General features: G+C 53.8%; 15 protein-coding genes. 7 read left to right on the plus strand and 8 right to left on the minus strand.

Features of this window, described 5'->3' with window-relative positions; translation table 11 throughout:
- Genes ACRZ95_RS12630 through otnC form a run of 5 tightly spaced genes read left to right on the plus strand, consistent with a single transcriptional unit; the run spans position 1 to position 4,505 of the window.
- Positions 1-1,512 (plus strand): tripartite tricarboxylate transporter permease, encoded by a 1,512-nt coding sequence (locus tag ACRZ95_RS12630; protein WP_170679064.1) that lies wholly within the window; start codon positions 1-3, stop codon positions 1,510-1,512.
- Positions 1,512-1,799, plus strand: a complete 288-nt coding sequence (locus tag ACRZ95_RS12635) for a putative quinol monooxygenase (protein ID WP_170679062.1) — start codon at positions 1,512-1,514, stop codon at positions 1,797-1,799. Before ACRZ95_RS12630 ends, ACRZ95_RS12635 begins: the two co-directional genes overlap by 1 nt.
- Complete coding sequence (locus ACRZ95_RS12640) at positions 1,796-2,593, plus strand: N-acyl homoserine lactonase family protein (RefSeq protein WP_170679060.1); 798 nt, start codon at positions 1,796-1,798, stop codon at positions 2,591-2,593. Before ACRZ95_RS12635 ends, ACRZ95_RS12640 begins: the two co-directional genes overlap by 4 nt.
- Positions 2,590-3,867 carry a 3-oxo-tetronate kinase gene (gene otnK, locus ACRZ95_RS12645; protein ID WP_170679058.1) on the plus strand — a complete coding sequence of 426 codons (1,278 nt, stop codon included), beginning with the start codon at positions 2,590-2,592 and terminating at the stop codon, positions 3,865-3,867. Before ACRZ95_RS12640 ends, otnK begins: the two co-directional genes overlap by 4 nt.
- Positions 3,864-4,505 (plus strand): 3-oxo-tetronate 4-phosphate decarboxylase, encoded by a 642-nt coding sequence (gene otnC / locus ACRZ95_RS12650; protein WP_170679056.1) that lies wholly within the window; start codon positions 3,864-3,866, stop codon positions 4,503-4,505. Before otnK ends, otnC begins: the two co-directional genes overlap by 4 nt.
- 488 nt (positions 4,506-4,993) lie before the next feature.
- Here otnC and ACRZ95_RS12655 read toward each other — a convergent pair whose 3' ends face one another.
- Positions 4,994-6,526 (minus strand): phospholipase D family protein, encoded by a 1,533-nt coding sequence (locus tag ACRZ95_RS12655; RefSeq protein WP_170679054.1) that lies wholly within the window; start codon positions 6,524-6,526, stop codon positions 4,994-4,996.
- 194 nt (positions 6,527-6,720) lie between these two features.
- Here ACRZ95_RS12655 and ACRZ95_RS12660 point away from each other — a divergent pair, with 194 nt between their 5' ends.
- A complete protein-coding gene (locus ACRZ95_RS12660; protein ID WP_170679052.1) occupies positions 6,721-7,902 on the plus strand; it encodes an adenylate/guanylate cyclase domain-containing protein in 1,182 nt (393 codons plus the stop codon).
- A gap of 139 nt (positions 7,903-8,041) precedes the next feature.
- On the opposite strand, the gene ACRZ95_RS12665 is transcribed toward ACRZ95_RS12660, so the two are convergent.
- Positions 8,042-8,248, minus strand: a complete 207-nt coding sequence (locus ACRZ95_RS12665; RefSeq protein ID WP_170679050.1) for a hypothetical protein — start codon at positions 8,246-8,248, stop codon at positions 8,042-8,044.
- Between the two features lie 232 nt (positions 8,249-8,480).
- On the opposite strand from ACRZ95_RS12665, the gene ACRZ95_RS12670 reads away from it, so the two are divergent.
- Positions 8,481-8,981 (plus strand): hypothetical protein, encoded by a 501-nt coding sequence (locus ACRZ95_RS12670; protein WP_170679048.1) that lies wholly within the window; start codon positions 8,481-8,483, stop codon positions 8,979-8,981.
- An 11-nt stretch (positions 8,982-8,992) separates the two neighbouring features.
- Here the strand turns inward: ACRZ95_RS12670 and ACRZ95_RS12675 are convergent, their stop codons facing one another.
- The 6 genes from ACRZ95_RS12675 to ACRZ95_RS12700 form a co-directional block, all read right to left on the minus strand.
- A complete protein-coding gene (locus ACRZ95_RS12675; protein WP_170679046.1) occupies positions 8,993-11,737 on the minus strand; it encodes an AsmA family protein in 2,745 nt (914 codons plus the stop codon).
- A gap of 108 nt (positions 11,738-11,845) precedes the next feature.
- Complete coding sequence (locus ACRZ95_RS12680) at positions 11,846-12,634, minus strand: DUF3299 domain-containing protein (RefSeq protein ID WP_170679044.1); 789 nt, start codon at positions 12,632-12,634, stop codon at positions 11,846-11,848.
- Between the two features lie 224 nt (positions 12,635-12,858).
- Positions 12,859-13,239: a hypothetical protein gene (locus ACRZ95_RS12685; protein WP_170463054.1), complete on the minus strand. Its 381-nt coding sequence runs from the start codon at positions 13,237-13,239 to the stop codon at positions 12,859-12,861.
- Between the two features lie 24 nt (positions 13,240-13,263).
- Positions 13,264-13,662: a hypothetical protein gene (locus ACRZ95_RS12690; RefSeq protein ID WP_170679042.1), complete on the minus strand. Its 399-nt coding sequence runs from the start codon at positions 13,660-13,662 to the stop codon at positions 13,264-13,266.
- 64 nt (positions 13,663-13,726) lie between these two features.
- Positions 13,727-15,118, minus strand: coding sequence for an amidohydrolase family protein (locus ACRZ95_RS12695; RefSeq protein ID WP_170679040.1), 1,392 nt, complete (start codon positions 15,116-15,118; stop codon positions 13,727-13,729).
- Positions 15,119-15,187: 69 nt separating this feature from the next.
- Complete coding sequence (locus tag ACRZ95_RS12700; RefSeq protein WP_170679038.1) at positions 15,188-16,549, minus strand: amidohydrolase family protein; 1,362 nt, start codon at positions 16,547-16,549, stop codon at positions 15,188-15,190.
- Positions 16,550-16,572: the final 23 nt, after the last annotated feature.

Genomic DNA, 16,572 nt, shown 5'->3' on the forward strand with positions numbered 1-16,572 from the left:
ATGGACTTTATCCTTTCGCAACTGGCTGGATTTGGGGCCGCCTTCGTGGGCCTGGCAGTGGACCCGCTGACCTATCTGTATTTGATCGCATCCGTATTCCTGGGCATCACGTTCGGCGCATTGCCCGGTCTGACGGCAACCTTGGCGGTGACGATCCTGACAGGTTTCTTCGGCAACAAAATCCCGCTCGACTATTCACTCATCGCATTGCTCGGAGCCTATGTTGGCGCGATCTACGGCGGCTCTTACCCCTCAATTCTATTGAATATACCGGGCACGGCAGCCAGCGCGGCGACGGCCATGGATGGCTACCCTCTGGCCAAAGCGGGTCGAGGGGGCGAAGCACTCGGACTGACCACAACGGCCAGTTTTATTGGCACAGTTATCGGGACCATCACGCTTTTGATTTTCGTCTGGGCGTTGCTTTTGGTTTCAAAGAACATCGCAAGCCCGGAGAAAGCGCTGCTTGCCCTATTCGGCATTTTGCTTTCTGGCACTTTGATGAGCGAAGACCTAGTGATTAAGGGATGGATCGCCGGTCTGATTGGGCTTGCGATGTCCATGGTTGGGCTCGATCCTCTGTTGTCTGAGCCGCGCTATACCTTTGGCTGGTCATACTTGATGAGCGGGTTTCAAGTTGTGCCAGTTTTGATGGGGGCTTTTGCCATCCCCCAAATCATCGACGGTTTGAGGCACGTGGAGGCCGGGAAGGTTCTGGCCCTGAAAGGTCGTATCCTTCCGAACCTTCGCTCAATTCGACGCTACCTGCCCACCATTGGCCGGTCAGGCGTGATCGGGACAGGGGTAGGAGCACTTCCCGGAGTGGGCGAAGATGTAGCCGGTTGGGTCAGTTACGGTGTTGGCAAGACGGTGTCCGCCGAGGGCGACAAGTACGGCAAAGGGTCATTGGAAGGTCTGCTATCTTCTGAGACCGCAAACAACGCCTGCATAGGCGGCGCGCTGATCCCGCTTTTGGTGTTGGGCATTCCCGGTTCACCACCCGCCGCGGCTTTGATGGGGGCCTTCAAGATCAACAACGTGATCCCGGGGCCGACGATTGATCCCGAGATCATTCTGCGCGTGGTTGCGATCCTGGTGCTGGCATCCCTGACCATGTTCATGATGGGGCTTTTCACGGCTCGGGTCTTTATCAAGATACTCGCCATCCCGCAGACCATCTTCTTGCCCGTCGTGATGGTTCTGACAACAATTGGGTCATTCAGCGTTGGTGGAGGCATCAATGATCTTTACCTGATGCTCGGTGTCGGTGCCGTTGCCTACTTCATGAGCCTCATGAAGTACCCAATCGCGCCGTTGGTTATCGGGGTTATTCTGGGCAGCCTTTTTGACGAAACCTTCCGCCGGTCGCTGTTCTTGTCGGACGGGAATCTTTCGGTCTTCTTTTCACGACCCGGTGCGGCCATTCTGCTGTTGCTCAACATTGGTCTGATCCTCAGCCAACTGCCCGTCGCAAAGCGCGCTTTCTCACGTCTAAAAGGACTTTCTGTCTGATGTTTGTGGTCACTGTCACCTTCACTCTCAAGCCCGGTTCAAGAGACACCTTTTTGCCGCTGATGGTCGAAAATGCTTCAACCTCTTTGCGTGAAGAACCCGGATGCCATCAGTTTGACGTTTGCCTCGGCGGCGATCCCGAGACAGTTTTTCTCTATGAAGTTTATGATGACAGCGTGGCATTCTCTGCCCACCTAGAAAGTGCGCATTTTAGGTCTTTCGATTCGGCAGTGGCTGATATTATCGCCACCAAAGTAGTTCACCAGTATCCCGAGGTCATCCGATGAACGGTTGGGAAATCCACGCCGTGAAATACGCGGATCGAAATGCCCGGACGCGCGCTGATAGTTTCATCATTGATGATAATCACGACGCGTCTCATGCGATGGATTATTTTGTTTGGGTGCTCAAACGCGGCAACAAAGTCATTCTGGTCGATACTGGCTACGACTCCGATGAGGCCGCCGCCCGGGGTCGTCCCATCGCGATGGACCCTCGCGAGGCCTTGCGGCCCCTAGGCATTTCGCCGGAAGCGGTGACCGAGGTCATCGTGACCCATCTTCATTATGACCACGCGGGCGGACTGCACATGTTTCCTAACGCAAAGTTGCATATGCAGTCGGCGGAAATGGCCTTCGCCACAGGTCCCTGCATGTGCCATGACCACCTGCGTGCGCCTTTCACGGCTGGCCATGTCTGCGAGGTGGTAAAGCGTCTCTATTCAGGCAAGGTCGTGTTCTACGATGGAGAAGCTGAGATTGCAGATGGGGTCACGGTGCACTGCATCGGTGGACACTCGCGCGGATTGCAATGCGTTCGCGTAAGAACGGGAGCTGGGTGGATGGTACTCGCCTCTGATGCCTCGCATTACTACGAGAATTTCATGGCACGCAAAGCCTTTCCCATCGTCGTCGACCTGCAAGACATGATGGATGGTTTTGGGACGCTAGAGAGATTGGCCTCGCATCCTCGACTTATCGTGCCCGGCCATGATCCACTTGTGCGTGAGATCTTTCCAGTCGGAGCGGCACCGCATATTCATAGGCTGGATCCTGGGCCAACCAGGGAAATCAAATTATGAAGATCGGCGTCATAGCGGACGATTTTACCGGTGCGAGTGATATTGCGAACACCTTGGCAAAGGGTGTCGAGCCGGAAGGTGGATTACGAACGGCTCAGTTCCCGGGTATTCCCACAACCCCAGCCAACGAAGAGATCGAGGCGGGTGTGATCTCGCTCAAAAGCCGCACCGCACCTGTCGAAGAAGCTGTTGCGGACAGCCTGCGCGCCCTGCGGTGGCTTAAGGATCAAGGATGCCAGCAGTTCATCTTCAAGTATTGCTCGACCTTCGATTCCACTATGGAGGGAAATATCGGCCCAGTTGCAGAAGCGCTGGCCAACGAACTGGGCGCGCAAAAGGTGGTTTTCTGTCCGGCCTTTCCGACAACGGGGCGCACGGTCTATCACGGTCATCTTTTTGTGCTCGGCAAGCTGTTGAACAAGTCCGGAATGGAAAACCACCCACTTACTCCGATGACGGATGCCAACATTAGGCGATGGTTGCAGCATCAAACCAAAGAACCGGTCGGGTTGGTGTCGATCGACGCCGTGAAGCAAGGATCAGAGGGGATTGCTGCTGCTTGGCAGAACGCCGACGAACGATTTGTGATTGGCGATGCGATTTCGGATGAAGATTTGTTGGCTTGGGGCGAAGCTCTAAAGGATGCCAAGCTCATTACTGGCGGATCGGGTATAGCGCTGGGTCTACCAAGAAACTTCCTGAGAGAGACTTCATCCAAAAGTGCTGGCAGAGCGTTCACTGGTATCGCAGGGCCTGCCGCGATCCTTGCGGGTTCTTGTTCAGGTGCGACCCGCGGGCAGATTGAGATTCATGCGAAATCCTATCCAACCTTCGCCATTGATGTTCCGGGCGTGATGTCCGGGGATGTGACCACGCAAACGCTTCTGGATTTCTTTGAAAAGCATCCGGGTCAGGCACCGCTCGCATATTCATCGGGAAGCCCGGATGATGTGCGTGCTATCCAAAATAAATTCGGTCAGGAAGCTGTAGCGGACAGGCTGGACAATCTCTTTGCTGAAACTGCCCGGGAACTTGTCCAAACGGGCTATAAGCACCTTGTCGTTGCCGGAGGGGAGACGTCGGGAGCTGTTGCCAAGGTCATCTCTGAGGCACTGGGGTCTCAGGCCATGTCAATTGGGCCAGAGATCGACCCGGGCGTGCCAATCCTGAGCGTTGGAAAAACTGAACCTATTGCGCTGGCCCTAAAATCTGGAAACTTTGGCGCTCCGGACTTTTTTGCGAAAGCCCTCAGAATGATGGAGGCCGGCAAATGAGATCTGAAGAATTGGCTTTACGGCAGCAAATGTCGGAACTGTGCGCCTCGCTTTTTGCGCGTGGCTTTTCCGTCGGCACTGCGGGCAATGTCTCCGCGCGTCTACATGACGGAATCCTCATGACGCCAACGAATTCGACCTTGGGCGATATCGACCCAGAGCGCATCGCCAAGATTAGTTTGGATGGCAGCTACGTCTCGGGCGATAAGCCGACAAAGGAAGTCTTTCTGCACCAAGCCTTCTACGAGACGCGGCCAGAAGCGGGCGCCGTGGTGCATCTGCATTCAACTTGGGCCACTGCACTGTCGTGTTTGGAAGACACCGATCCCAATGACTGTATTCCACCGCTAACACCATACGTGGTGATGCGCGTTGGCACGGTCAAACTGGTTCCATACGTTAAGCCGGGTGACCCGAAATCCGGTGATTTGATCCGCGAACTGGGCGGCAAGTACAGTGCGGTTCTGTTGGCTAATCATGGCCCGGTCGTGTCGGGAAAGGACCTCTTCTCTGCTGTCTGTGCAGCAGAAGAGCTTGAAGAAACGGCCAAGCTGCTTGTGGCCTTGCGGGGCATGCCAACCCGGATGTTGGATGCAGCACAAGTCACAGAACTCAAAGAGACTTTCGGAAGGATGTAATCGGACGCCGATAGGAGGAGTGTGCAAACAATTGGGAAAATCGTGAAAAGTTATTCGCAAGCACGCTTGAGTTTAATGAATGCAATCAATTGCAGGAACGCACCGTTATGAGCGCGCTTACATGATGCTTAGGTTTGTGCATAACACTACGCGCACCCCATAAGTTTGCGTAGTTTGCCTGTAGTCTTGCGCTGCGCGATTGTCTGCCTTAGCGACGAATTTTGTCAGTTTTTGTCGTAGTCATTGCGGTCATGGTTCTTTGCGGCGCTCAACCCCACAAAGGGCCTCTCTAAGGCCCCTTGGGTTCCATGCGGCTTTTCTGCTTGGATTCTCGCGAAGGTCTGCAATGCGCTGAAAGCGAAGATGCAAATTCTGGTGGGCGGATGAACAAAACGACCGGCTGGAAAAGAGCAACGGACGTTTTGAACCCAATCCAAGCGTTTTTTGCAGGCCGGAGTTCTCTGGTAGCGTCGGGTATTTGCCAAAACCTACAGCTGAGACGCAATTGGTAAAACACTTAAAAATCCCGCAACTATGTGATCCCAGGTCGATCCTGTCGGTTCCGATTGGTACTCTAGAACGTTGCCATCATCGCCTCTTGTCGTCCATCTAAGCTGACCAGCTTTCTCGAGCGTTACGTTATATGTGTATGCGGGTAGCGCGTCATCCAAGGCACCCATGGTCTGTGTCGCCAATGCCGGCGAGTCAATCAGAATTCCCATCTCGGTGTTGATGTTGACAGATCGCGGATCCCAGTTGAACGATCCTACGAACAAGTATCGGTCATCGACTGCAAATGCCTTGGAATGCAGGCCTGACCTGGATTGAGCCCAGTTAATACCGCGGCGTTGGACCTGATAGGCGTCCGGTCGCAGTTCATAGAGTTCTACTCCACCGCGCAGAAGTGCACGGCGTTTTTTGGCGTAGTGGGCGTAGACGGGTGCGACGTCGTTAGAGGCAAGTGAATTGGTTACAACCTTTACGTCGACGCCGCGGCTTTCCAATTCGGTCAGCCATTTCACACCGTTGCTACGCGGCACGAAATAGGCGGAGACGATGTTCACTTCACTGCTTGCATTCTCAAAGTACGGAAGCAATTGAGATGCCAGAACGGGACCTGAGTTCTCGAGACCGGCGGCTTTTGACGGCGGATCAGCGTAGAGCTTCGCAGGCAGCCAATCCAGTGATAGGGCTCTATCTGCGAAGTTCTCTTGTGCTGACTTTCTGAGGGCCGCGCCATACTGCGTTTGCTTCGCTTCCTCGACCAGTTCGTTCAACCTGACTCGCGCATCAACAAGGTCAAATTCCTGAGGTTCTCCAACGACTACCCGAGCTGGAACGGCGAATTCGCTGTTCCAGTATGAGTCAAAGCTTTGTGACACCTCGCGTACAACGGGGCCTGCTGCCAGCACATCTAGATCAGCGTAGTTCATTTCTTCTCGCGCGAGAAAGTACTCGTCACCGATGTTTCTCCCGCCCACAATCGTGAACACGTTGTCTGCGGTCATGGACTTGTTGTGCATTCTGCGATTGATGCGTTTGAAATCGGTCAAACCTGCGATCAGAAGGCTTTGTTCCCGCCAGAATGGATTGAACAGCCTAATCTCAATGTTTTTGTGATTGTCCAATGCGGCGGTCATCGCGTCATAGCTGGACGTGTCCATGTCATCCAGCAACAATCGGACACGTACACCCCGATCAGCCGCTTGCAAAAGACTGGCAGCGAATAGGTGGCCTGTTGGGTCGTCGTGCAGAAGGTAGTATTGCGCGTCTATCGTTCTCTCGGCCGCCGCAGCGAGCAATAGCCTTGAGACAAGAGCTTCTTCGCCGTCACTGATCAGCTTTACGCCCGACCGACCGTCTTTGGGATCGCCAAGCCGGTTGGCCGCCCGACTGAGAGCCGTGCGCGAGTCCGCCGGCAGCGAAGCCGATACCGTCTTTTCATATCTGCGAGTTTTGGGGGCGCAAGCAACAAGGGTCAGCGTGCACAAGATACAGACCACCAACTTCCATTGCGTCATCAGCTTCCTCCATCCCCTAAAATTAGGTGACTACGCCTAGACGGGTGATTGCAAGTCTGTTCTGTAAAGCATGAGATTGTTTCGCTGGGCGTTGTTGTTTTGGTGAAACCCTCAGCTTTCGCATGCTGGCATGTGATTTTGACGCAATCTCAAATCAAACGTACTCTACCAGCGACCAAGTGCGAACGAGGACCATGCCTGATCCCGAACACAGAAATAACTCCGCTGCGGAGCCTTCGCCGCGTGCTGCGGCCGACGGTATCGGCGTGGCAACTGAGGAGTTCAAAATCTCGATGCCAATCGGGATCGGAGCTGTTTTGGCTGCTCTGGCCTCCTTGGCCACGTGCTATTCTGGGATTTTGCTCACCTATTTGGTTGGCTACGAAGCGCTTACCATAAACCCACATGCGCAAGCGGTGCTCATGTGGGTGTTTGCATTATTGGCGGTTAGTTTCTTATGGAGAGATCGGAAACGGCATGCCAAGGAGCTTCCACTCGTCCTTGGTGGGATTGCTGCTGTCATCCTGATTGTCACACTATACTTCGGCTATGATGAACGCGTCGAAGCTTTGGCTTATGTGCTTTTGGTGATCGCGGCTTTGCTAAACCAGAACTTTATACTCGATGCTTTGAACCACACGGTCCGCAGCCAGACACATGAAATAGAAGCATTGAACGAAAGACTGACTGAGAAGGTAAAGCGCCAGGAAGGCGAGATTGACAGGCTGGGGCGTCTCAAACAATTCCTTGCGCCTCAAGTTGCGGAGCTTGTCGTCGAAGAAAACGCTGACGAGCTTTTGAATACTCATCGTCAATACATCGCTTGCCTATTCTGCGACATCCGGAATTTCACCGCCATTTCCGAAGCGATTGAGCCGGAGGATGTCATTACCCTTCTCCAGCATTTCCACGATGAAGTTGGCCATTTAGTTGCCAAACACAAAGGAACAATTGGATACCGAGCCGGAGACGGATTGATGGTCTTCTTCAATGACCCGGTTCCGTGCGATCAGCCCGTTCTGCAAGCCGTGCGGCTGGCTAAGGCAATAAACGAAGCCTTCGAAGGAATACGAGCACCCTGGCAGAAACTCGGACATGCGATGGGTTTGGGTATTGGGATCAGTAGTGGTTATGCGACGCTTGGGCTTATCGGGTTTCATGGCCGCGCCGACTACACTGCAATAGGTGGGGTCGTGAACACCGCATCCAGGCTTTGCGACTTTGCCAGCGACGGGCAGATCCTTTTGAACCAACGGGCGCTTCTAGACATAGAAGAATATGTAGAGACCGAAGAAATGGGAGAACAGGAACTGAAGGGCATCGGTAACCCGGTGCAGATTTTCCGTGTTATCAGCCTCTCCGATCAAGCAAAATGATGCTCTATCTTGTTGTAAATACTTTGGAATTTCGTGTTTTCAAGGTCTGCCTAGGGCTGCTAGCGGCCTTTACGTACTTTGCAGAGAACGGCAGCACTGAATGCGCGGCGGCAATCCTTCGGATCGCTAAACGCTACACTCAACCGGCGTAGCCGATGGATTGGAAGCTTTTTCCAAGCTTCTTGGAGAAGTGACAAGTGGCAGAAAAACCGCGCAATACGTCAAAGTTCACCGACCACTCGGTCAAGGAAATTTCGTGGTCGCTTTTAGCCATGTAGAGCGAGACGAGCGCGACTGGGCCGTTTTTTACTTGTCCCGGATCAAGAGTGGAAAGATCGTCGAACATTGGGATTTTCAGGAACGGATCGGCCCGAAAGAGGCTTTGAATAACTCTGGCAAATTCTAGGTGAGTAGAGCGTCATTTTTTCTCTGGCGGCGGTTGAAGATGATTTCGTGTTCAGGGCAATGGCGTACTAGCGTTGGCTCAGCATTCCATAAATTGAATGGTTGTATTTGATTTGTCCCGCAAGATAATCTGAATGCAGCTTTAGATACACGGACCATTTGTGGAGCTTTAAATGAACAGGTTGGCGCTGACAGCAATGGCATTGATCCCCGCTGGCGTGGTGTGGGCTGCTGGTATGGAGCGGTGGGGTGAATCCGGTGACTGGACAATCTTAATTGATCTCGAAAAGGGAAACGGCTGTCTCGCTTGGAAGCCCTTTGAAGACGAAATGACCGTTGAAATTGGTGCGGCACCCAATCAGGCTGGTGGTTTTTTTGCCGCCTACAATCCGGCCTGGGTGCAGATCGAGGACGGCGCGACCGGCATCGTAAAGTTCGACTTTGGTGATGCAAAATTCGAAGGCGAAGCGGTTGGTGTCTATAAGAATGGAGTTCCCGGTGGCTACGCCTTTTTCGACAACCCGGCGTTTGTGACCGAGTTTGGAAAACGCCAAAGCGTCACGATTATTGGCGAAAGTGGGGCCGAGGTAGAGCTTGATCTCAGCGGGTCCGCAAAAGCCATTGAGGCCGTTCTGACGTGTCAGGCTGAACAGCCGGAACCACTGAAGAACTAGGTCGCGTCCGACTACTGCAATTGATTGATGTCCGGCACACAGGGTTGCCTGTCGACAGGCATAGCATCAGCGCCCTCTGGAGCCTTGCTTATAGACCCACCCACATCCAGCTTGAACTTCGGCGACGAAAGCTGACCCGTTACATCAAATGGCCAAGCGCTCCGGGATAGGGGTTTGCCGACGCGACGAGGCTCCGCTCTTAATGCGATGCTATCGTTTAGCCAGTCCACTTGCCCCCTGGCCACCAACTGAACTGATCCCGTTTCAATGACGATGGAGTTTGAACTGACCCGCCCGGCCTGGATATCAACCGGGGCGACCACGCAAGTGATGTCGGTGTAACCCTGCCGAAACTCCTCTGAAAACAGCCACGGGAATATGCCCAGCCCCGCCAGCTCCAATAGGCTGGTGCTGATATAGCCCTGCGACATCGACAAAGACGCATTGCCGCGCATGGAGTTGATGAAGGCCTTGCCCGAGGCAGTATTGCCAGAAACGTTGAACTCTCCGCTCAAACGTCCATAGGCCTCAATACCAATTCCCAACTCATCCAAGATTTCGCCGAATTCCCATCCCGAGGTCGATCCCGACAATGAAAGCCAATCAGGAGAGTCAATCAGATCCATGACCGCCCGCAAGCTGAAGTTTCCACCGCCATAAGCCATCTGAAAGGGCCCGAAATCCACAGTTCCGTCTTTGGCAGACAATTGGCTTGAAACTGATGTTACGCCTTGCTGGCCTACGATCTCTTTGAAGTCGATCTGTACCTCGACGTCAGCTTCTCGAAGCACGCGCTGCACATCCAGAAGATCGGCAGGTTTCCCTTTTTCCTTTGGCAATACCAAGGGCTGGACGTCTGTCTCCTTCGGTAAAACCAAAGGCTGAACTTCGGCTTCAGGTTCCTTTGTGGTCTCGCCTACCAAGCTTTTCAGTTGGTCCAGCACGGCAGTCAGGTTCTTCAGGTCGTTGAGATCGAGCCTTTCGCTCGTGATGTTGCCCCGAACAACAGAAGCACCCTCGGGAAATTTTGCGTCCAAAGCCGCAAGAAGATGCGAAGACCCGGCTTCGAACTGGATTGCGGCATCAAAGTCCTCGCCCTGTTTGGAGGTTTCCGCATCAATAGCTAGTGCTCCGATCTCGACAGGCTGCAGATTAACTGCGGTCAGAAACTTGGCGCTGTCGTCGATGTCCAATTCCACGTCGAAATCGAGACCGGCAAGGCCTCTTAGCTCGTTGACAGATAGTGCGAGATCAAGCGCCCAGAGATCGGTGCCGTAGGTGGTCGCGTTAAACCTGTTGAGTGAAACCGGCCCACCCGCGTTGGATATGTTGAAATCGGCTTTGATGCCGCCGAACTGGTCAACGTATTCTTCATCGAGGTTAGGCAAAATCAACTTGGCGGGCCCGTTTAGCTCCCCATCGAAAGTCACGTCCTGAAGCTGAAGCAGATCGAGGATTTCACCTTCGGCTTTCAGGACAGGCTGTTCAATTGGACCGGCTTGTAGCGCAATGCCCAGCATGGCAAGCCGTCCGTCTGGCATGCGGCGAATACTTTCGATTGAGGCTGGGCCGATTACGTCCAGCCCTTGGTCAAATGCATTGGTTTGGAACAGCAACTTCTCAAATTCGAAGGAAGCCAGGGATCCGACCATATGCATTTCAAAGCCGGTGAATTTAAGTTCCTGGATACTTTTTGCTGCTGGCGGAGGCTGTCCTTCGGGATGAAGCCGCGCGTTGAAGATCAGATCAACGCCCTGAGCGGTGTAGAGGTCATCTATTGAACCCTCAGCTTCGAGTTTTTGCCCATCCTCCAAGCTTACAGTTGTTGTAAACGCCTCGATCTTCACAGCGTCCTGAGACACGAGTTCTGCTTGCAGCTGACCATTGCCTTCCAGAACGCGTTCCAGCCCGATGACGTCCAGAAAATCACCGAACTCACCTGTGTCCATTTCCAAGACTGCCCGATAACCGCCCCCTTCGTCTGCCGAGAAGGGCTCGCCATCGTAGCTTACGGTCATTTCGCCAAAACTGGCGCGTGTCGTAAACGGTGCGGCGTGTGGGTAGTCGCCTTCGATTTCGAAAACCTGACCGTTGACGGAGCCGGAACCAGAGACCTTTGTTCTTTGTCCATTGTCTACTTGTTCGAGCGCGAGTGACTGAAGGTCAAATACAAATGAGAAGCCCGAGACCTTGTCGTCAATGTTTAACCCGATTGATGTGAAACTTACGTTCTTGTCGCTCAGAAAGTTCAGGATCCCACCGCCTTCCGCACCACTCTCATTGGTACTATCAGCGCTCGCGACGTCTTCTTGATCTTCCGTTGATACTGTTTCCTCAGATTCGGGCCTGCGTGTCGGCCTGTCTGTTCGCCAGCTTGTGGTGCCGTCTTCGGCCGTCAGAAGATTTGCTTGGAGGCCCTCCACGACGAGATTGTCAAAGTGCAGGCGCCTGTTGGCCAAAGCGGCTATATCCAGCTCCAGCTCCAGCAGGTTCAATTCCACAAGAGCTTCCTGCGGCATTGTCAGGCTCGGGATGACCACACCACCGACGTAAATGTAACTCGTGCGGCCAAGCGCGACGCTTACATCATCTTTGACAAGAAGTGGCCGACCAATTTGTTCCGAAAGAACTCTTTCCACAAGGTCGCGCCGCATGTCCGAGAACATCGGAGCAGCGAACAACAACCAAACAAACGCGCCTGCTGCGAAAGCGAGAAGTGCGACAAGCCCAATTATCCTAAATAGCCAAACCCTCATGCGCTCCCCTATCGCCGCTTTGGCCGTTCAGTCTCTGACAAGCAGATTTTCGGCCCACCTAACAGAACGCCCCTTCTGAAACATATTCAGGTCAGTTGGGCTGTGTCACTATTCGTCTTTGATAGCCCCGCCAGTCGCTATTATTCTTCCCATCAGTACGCTTGCCCTATTTGTCGTAGCCTCTTCTGAAGACTGGATTGGTCCAAAAGTCTGAACGTCATCAACCTCCAAAGTAAACGCAGCCTTCATCAGGACGGGACCATCGACAACCAGCATTTTGTTCTGCGTCGGGTCGATCCTGATTTGACCAGTTACAACGATGGGCTCGTAAACTGTCGATGGTGACCAGGATTCACTCAGGCGCAAACGCACCATCTGGTTTGGTGGCGGAGGCGGTACGTGGCTGCACATTCCACGTTCCCGCACGATATATGCCTTTTGGGAGCCATCTTCGTCGCGGGTTGCCGGGATCACAAACCCGCCCGATGAAACGGTCACGCCATCGATGTCGACGTTGGTGGTCGTGCCCGCCTGCCCACGTCTTTCCACCACAACCCAGCGTTGGGAAATCAGCCAGTTCGCATCAATGCCTCCCTCAGCAAGAGTTGCTTCGGTCGTCCCGATATCCACTTGAAGCTGGTCCAGCTGTTCTGGCGTCGCCCCGCCTTTTTCTTGCCGTGCGCGCAACCGGACCAATTTACGAAGCGCGTTAAGCTGTTTGTCAGTCAATTCAACGAAAGGATCTTCGTAGTCTTGAGCGGATTCATCGATCAGGTCTGACCATTCGATACGTGCAATTTCCGAATGAACCGGCAAAGCCAAAAAGCACGCGGCTATTACCGCAAAGGAAAGACGCATTGTCATATGCTCCTCAATTGTACGCAAAACAGCGCCCACTGCCACTGGCTCTGACGGGTCATCATTAAGTTCCAACGGATTCCTGCGCGAGCAGGACGCGTGCTCATGAAAGGGTCGCAAGCGCAAAAAGTATAAGAAGGGCTTTTTCGATCGCTAGGCCTGGTGTCTGGGTTTTGAACTTGGGCCGGGGTTCACAGAAAGATCGCCCCGGCCAGCGTCAGGGCAAACGAGGTAATTCTTGCCCTGAAACATCGTACTTTCGTCTAGTTGAGAAGATCGCCGACGATGCCGACAGCATCCACAACCGTAGAGAGGTCATTTGTAACTTCGAGAACTTCACCATCGACCTGAATGTAGCGGTTTCCATTGCCCGGCTCCTTCAGCTTCCATTTGGAAAGGTCCCCAATTTCCTCGAACTCCAGATCAGACGGGAGCTTGGCACCGCGCGTGTAACGCTTGATCTGACCAGGTGGCACAGCCTTTGGGCCTTTGCCGGGTTTGTCTTCGATCTGAATGCTGACATCACGGTCCTTGCCCCCCTTGTTCGGCTTCTTACCCTTGTTGTCTTTGGCATAGGCATCGCTGCCGCCAAGGATGAAAAACACAACTGATAAGGCTGCGAGAATTCCGTACACGATCTTCATAGACTGTTCCTTTGCTTCCTAACTTCATTCGACCGGAGTTGAAAATTCCGGCACGCGCTTCAGGGCTTCAACCATGTCCGCGCTCGTCATCAGTTCGATGAACCTGTAGTCTTTCAGAACCCCTTGGCTCAGACGCGAAATATACATGGCCTGCACCATGCCCGGATCGTCTGGGAAACGAACGGTGATGTAGTTCTTGCCATCTGCCAGTCCCCAAAAATAGCTTATCATCTCACCGCCCATTGCGGCGAGTGCAGCGCCCATGTCCTTTTCCCGGTCGGTTGGGTTGTCGATCATGATTTGCCAGGCCTCGGAGTTTGGTTCCCCGATCCCCAGATAGTATCGGCTTTGGTTTTCGTCGGCTGCTGCTTCAGCAACGCCGATCCCAAATACGCAAAGAACTACTGCGATTACCCTGTTCATTGATCACTCCCCCGATCAGGATCGACGATGCAAGGCGCAGATGTCAAATTCCCGCATACTCTGCTCATTCGAGTGTATTCTTGTAGAAGACGCCGTCTTTCATGATGACACGAATGGTCTCGAACCCTCGATCACGCGCCGGTGCATCGAACCATTTCGGGTTTGCTCCAAGAACCGACAGGTCCTCCAGCGGATTTCCATCGACGATCAGGATGTCTGCATAGGCCCCTTCTTCGATCACGCCCAGTTTGTTGGGATAAGGGTTCCGCCGCCCAGTCAGCTGTGCCAACTCGCCACCAGTCGAGGTCGCTGCAACTAGGAAGGCATGGTTACCCAGCAATTCAGCGAAGTAGTATTTTTCAAAGTCGCGGTGCGCGCGTCCAAACCCAATGGTGGACAGCACGGTGTCGACGTTATGCACGATCTTGGGCTTGTATTTCTTAATGTACTCAATGACGTTTTCTGACCCGACCAGATATTCTTCCAGTTTCGGTTTCACTGTTGGCATCGAGAAATTGGGGTGATCAAGCAGTGCAGGATCCATTCCAGCTACATTCAAGGCCCAGAAGATACCCTCATCCGCAATGCGTTTGACGGTCTCTTCGCTCACCATCTGAGCGTGCTCCAGCGACTTGACGCCGGCGTCCAGAGCCATTGTTACTGTTTCGTCCGTATAGGCGTGAACTGTCACATAGGTATCAAAGAAGGACGCAGCCTCGACGGCTGTCGCAATCTCATTGACGTTGTAAGCAACGGACCAGAGTGGATCGAGCTCGGATGACACTCCACCGCCGGCCATCAGTTTCAGGAAACTCGCCCCATGCGCGAAGTTAAGCCGCGATGCCTTCCGGATTTCTTCGGCACCATCAGCAATATATGACAGGTTGAACGTATTGGCGACGTCGTCCGAACCGATGTTGAAGGTTCGCTGCTCGGGGTTTCGCCAGTCACCATGGCCGGATGTCGGGCCGATGGCCGCACCTGACGCATAGATGCGCGGGCCGTCTACAATCCCCTTGTCGATCAGTTCGCGCAGACCTGATCCCATTCCGCCGGTATCCCGCACCGTGGTGTAGCCGTCGTAGAGATAGTCGCGGGCATTTTCGGCTGCTGTGGCCCCGATTTGATCCCATTTGGCGGCCTGAAGGCCCGAGAAGGATTGCACGAGCCCTGTGGCATAAAAGTGCACGTGACTGTCAATCAAGCCCGGCATCAGCGTGCGCCCGCCCCCGTCAACAAGCGTCGCGTCAGGCGCATCAATACCGTCAGTCGAGACTGTCTTTATGAGATTGCCTTCAACCAGAACATTCGCGTTTTCGATCCGCTCTTCATCAATTCCGTCAAAGATATGCACATTGGTGAACAAGGTTTGCGGGAGCGCGTCCTGCGCCAAGGCACCGCTTGCTGCCATGGAAACAAGTCCAGCGATTGCTGTCAGTGAGGCCAGTGTTTTCACGTGTCAGTACTCCCATTTTCCAAGTTAAGGGGGCGCGGGATGTCGAGGTAAATTCACCCCGCGCGACACTCAATCGAGTGTATTCTTGTAGATCACGCCATCTTTCATGATGAGGTCGATGTTGTTGGTGTAGTCGACCAGGATCTCGGCATCCTCGACCGGGTTACCTTCAACTAGCAGCAGATCGGCGTATGCACCCTGTTCGATCACGCCCAGCGGGCCTGCTGTGTAGGGATTGAGTTTTCCTGAAAGTGCCAGAAGTGTGGCCGATTTTGACGTGGCCTGTTGCAGGATTTCGTGTGAAGTCCACGCCTCCAGCCGGTATTTGAACTCATCGTTTTGCTTGGTCAGAGCCACCGGGTCGCCGATTATGTCAGTTGAGAAAGCCACGTTCTCGATCCCGAAATCTTTGATCAACTGCATCTGATTTCGTGCACCCGCTTGCACGCTGAGGAACTTTTCAGCGGCCCCTGGTCCGAGAGCGGAAATAACGGTTTGTTCGTCCAGCCCCAAAAGAGAGTAGAACGGAACAATCCATGCATCCGCGTCCTTGATCGCTTGCGCACCGATTTCTGTCATCAGTTGTCCATGTTCAATGCTGATCACACCTGCCTCAATCGACCGCACAATGGACTCGTCCGTATAGGCGTAAACCATCACATAGGTTCCCCAATCGGCAGCGGCCCGAACAGAAGCTTCCAGCTCTTCCGGAAGACCTTGAACGGTGTGAAGAGGATCAACTGAAGAGGACACGCCGCCGCCAGCCATAACTTTGATCTGGACAGCGCCAAGGCGCAGGGCTTCGCGGGTCGCGCGCAGTGTTTCCGGCACGCCGTCGGCCAGAAACTCCAGGTGCTGGTTAAAGAAGGATGGTTGCGCCCCCATGAAATTGGGATGGGGCTCGGTGTAGACGCGATGTTCTCCATGCCCCGAGGTTTGCGAGATCACAGGCCCAGAGGCGTAGATACGCGGGCCAATAGCCTTACCCCGATCAATCGCTTTTTGCAGGCCGATCGCGGGGCCGCCCGCATCCCGCACTGTTGTGAACCCTCGCAGAAGCATTTTTTCGGCTTCAATTGTTGAAACAGCACCCCAGTACATCCAGTCGAAGTTATCGCGCAGGTCAGCCACCGGTTCGGTGACGGTCATATGCACATGTGCGTCGATCAAGCCCGGCATCAGCGTGCGACCACCACCGTCAATGATCTGGGCATTGGCGACGGCCAGTGGTTCCGCCGATACTTCTGCGATCAGGTTGTCCACGACCAGAACGTTTGCGTTCTCAAGTCGCTGTTCATCGACACCGTTAAAAACGTGCACGTTGGTAAATAGGATTGGAAAGCTCTCTTCCTGTGCCAAACCTTGGCCCGCGATTGCCAGGCTTGCAGAAAAGGCTGCCGTGGCCACCAGGTGTTTGAATTTCGGTGTCATTGAGGCCCTCCAAATACGAATTA

Source organism: Ruegeria sp. AI3 (genome assembly GCF_056541245.1).

Coding starts and splice junctions, on each gene's coding strand:
- ACRZ95_RS12665 (WP_170679050.1), bottom strand. CDS start 8,248: ATGTTCGACGATCTTTCCACTCTTGATCCGGGACAAGTAAAAAACGGC.
- otnC (WP_170679056.1), top strand. CDS start 3,864: ATGAGATCTGAAGAATTGGCTTTACGGCAGCAAATGTCGGAACTGTGC.
- ACRZ95_RS12675 (WP_170679046.1), bottom strand. CDS start 11,737: ATGAGGGTTTGGCTATTTAGGATAATTGGGCTTGTCGCACTTCTCGCT.
- ACRZ95_RS12640 (WP_170679060.1), top strand. CDS start 1,796: ATGAACGGTTGGGAAATCCACGCCGTGAAATACGCGGATCGAAATGCC.
- ACRZ95_RS12630 (WP_170679064.1), top strand. CDS start 1: ATGGACTTTATCCTTTCGCAACTGGCTGGATTTGGGGCCGCCTTCGTG.
- ACRZ95_RS12655 (WP_170679054.1), bottom strand. CDS start 6,526: ATGACGCAATGGAAGTTGGTGGTCTGTATCTTGTGCACGCTGACCCTT.
- ACRZ95_RS12685 (WP_170463054.1), bottom strand. CDS start 13,239: ATGAAGATCGTGTACGGAATTCTCGCAGCCTTATCAGTTGTGTTTTTC.
- ACRZ95_RS12635 (WP_170679062.1), top strand. CDS start 1,512: ATGTTTGTGGTCACTGTCACCTTCACTCTCAAGCCCGGTTCAAGAGAC.
- ACRZ95_RS12670 (WP_170679048.1), top strand. CDS start 8,481: ATGAACAGGTTGGCGCTGACAGCAATGGCATTGATCCCCGCTGGCGTG.
- otnK (WP_170679058.1), top strand. CDS start 2,590: ATGAAGATCGGCGTCATAGCGGACGATTTTACCGGTGCGAGTGATATT.
- ACRZ95_RS12660 (WP_170679052.1), top strand. CDS start 6,721: ATGCCTGATCCCGAACACAGAAATAACTCCGCTGCGGAGCCTTCGCCG.
- ACRZ95_RS12700 (WP_170679038.1), bottom strand. CDS start 16,549: ATGACACCGAAATTCAAACACCTGGTGGCCACGGCAGCCTTTTCTGCA.
- ACRZ95_RS12690 (WP_170679042.1), bottom strand. CDS start 13,662: ATGAACAGGGTAATCGCAGTAGTTCTTTGCGTATTTGGGATCGGCGTT.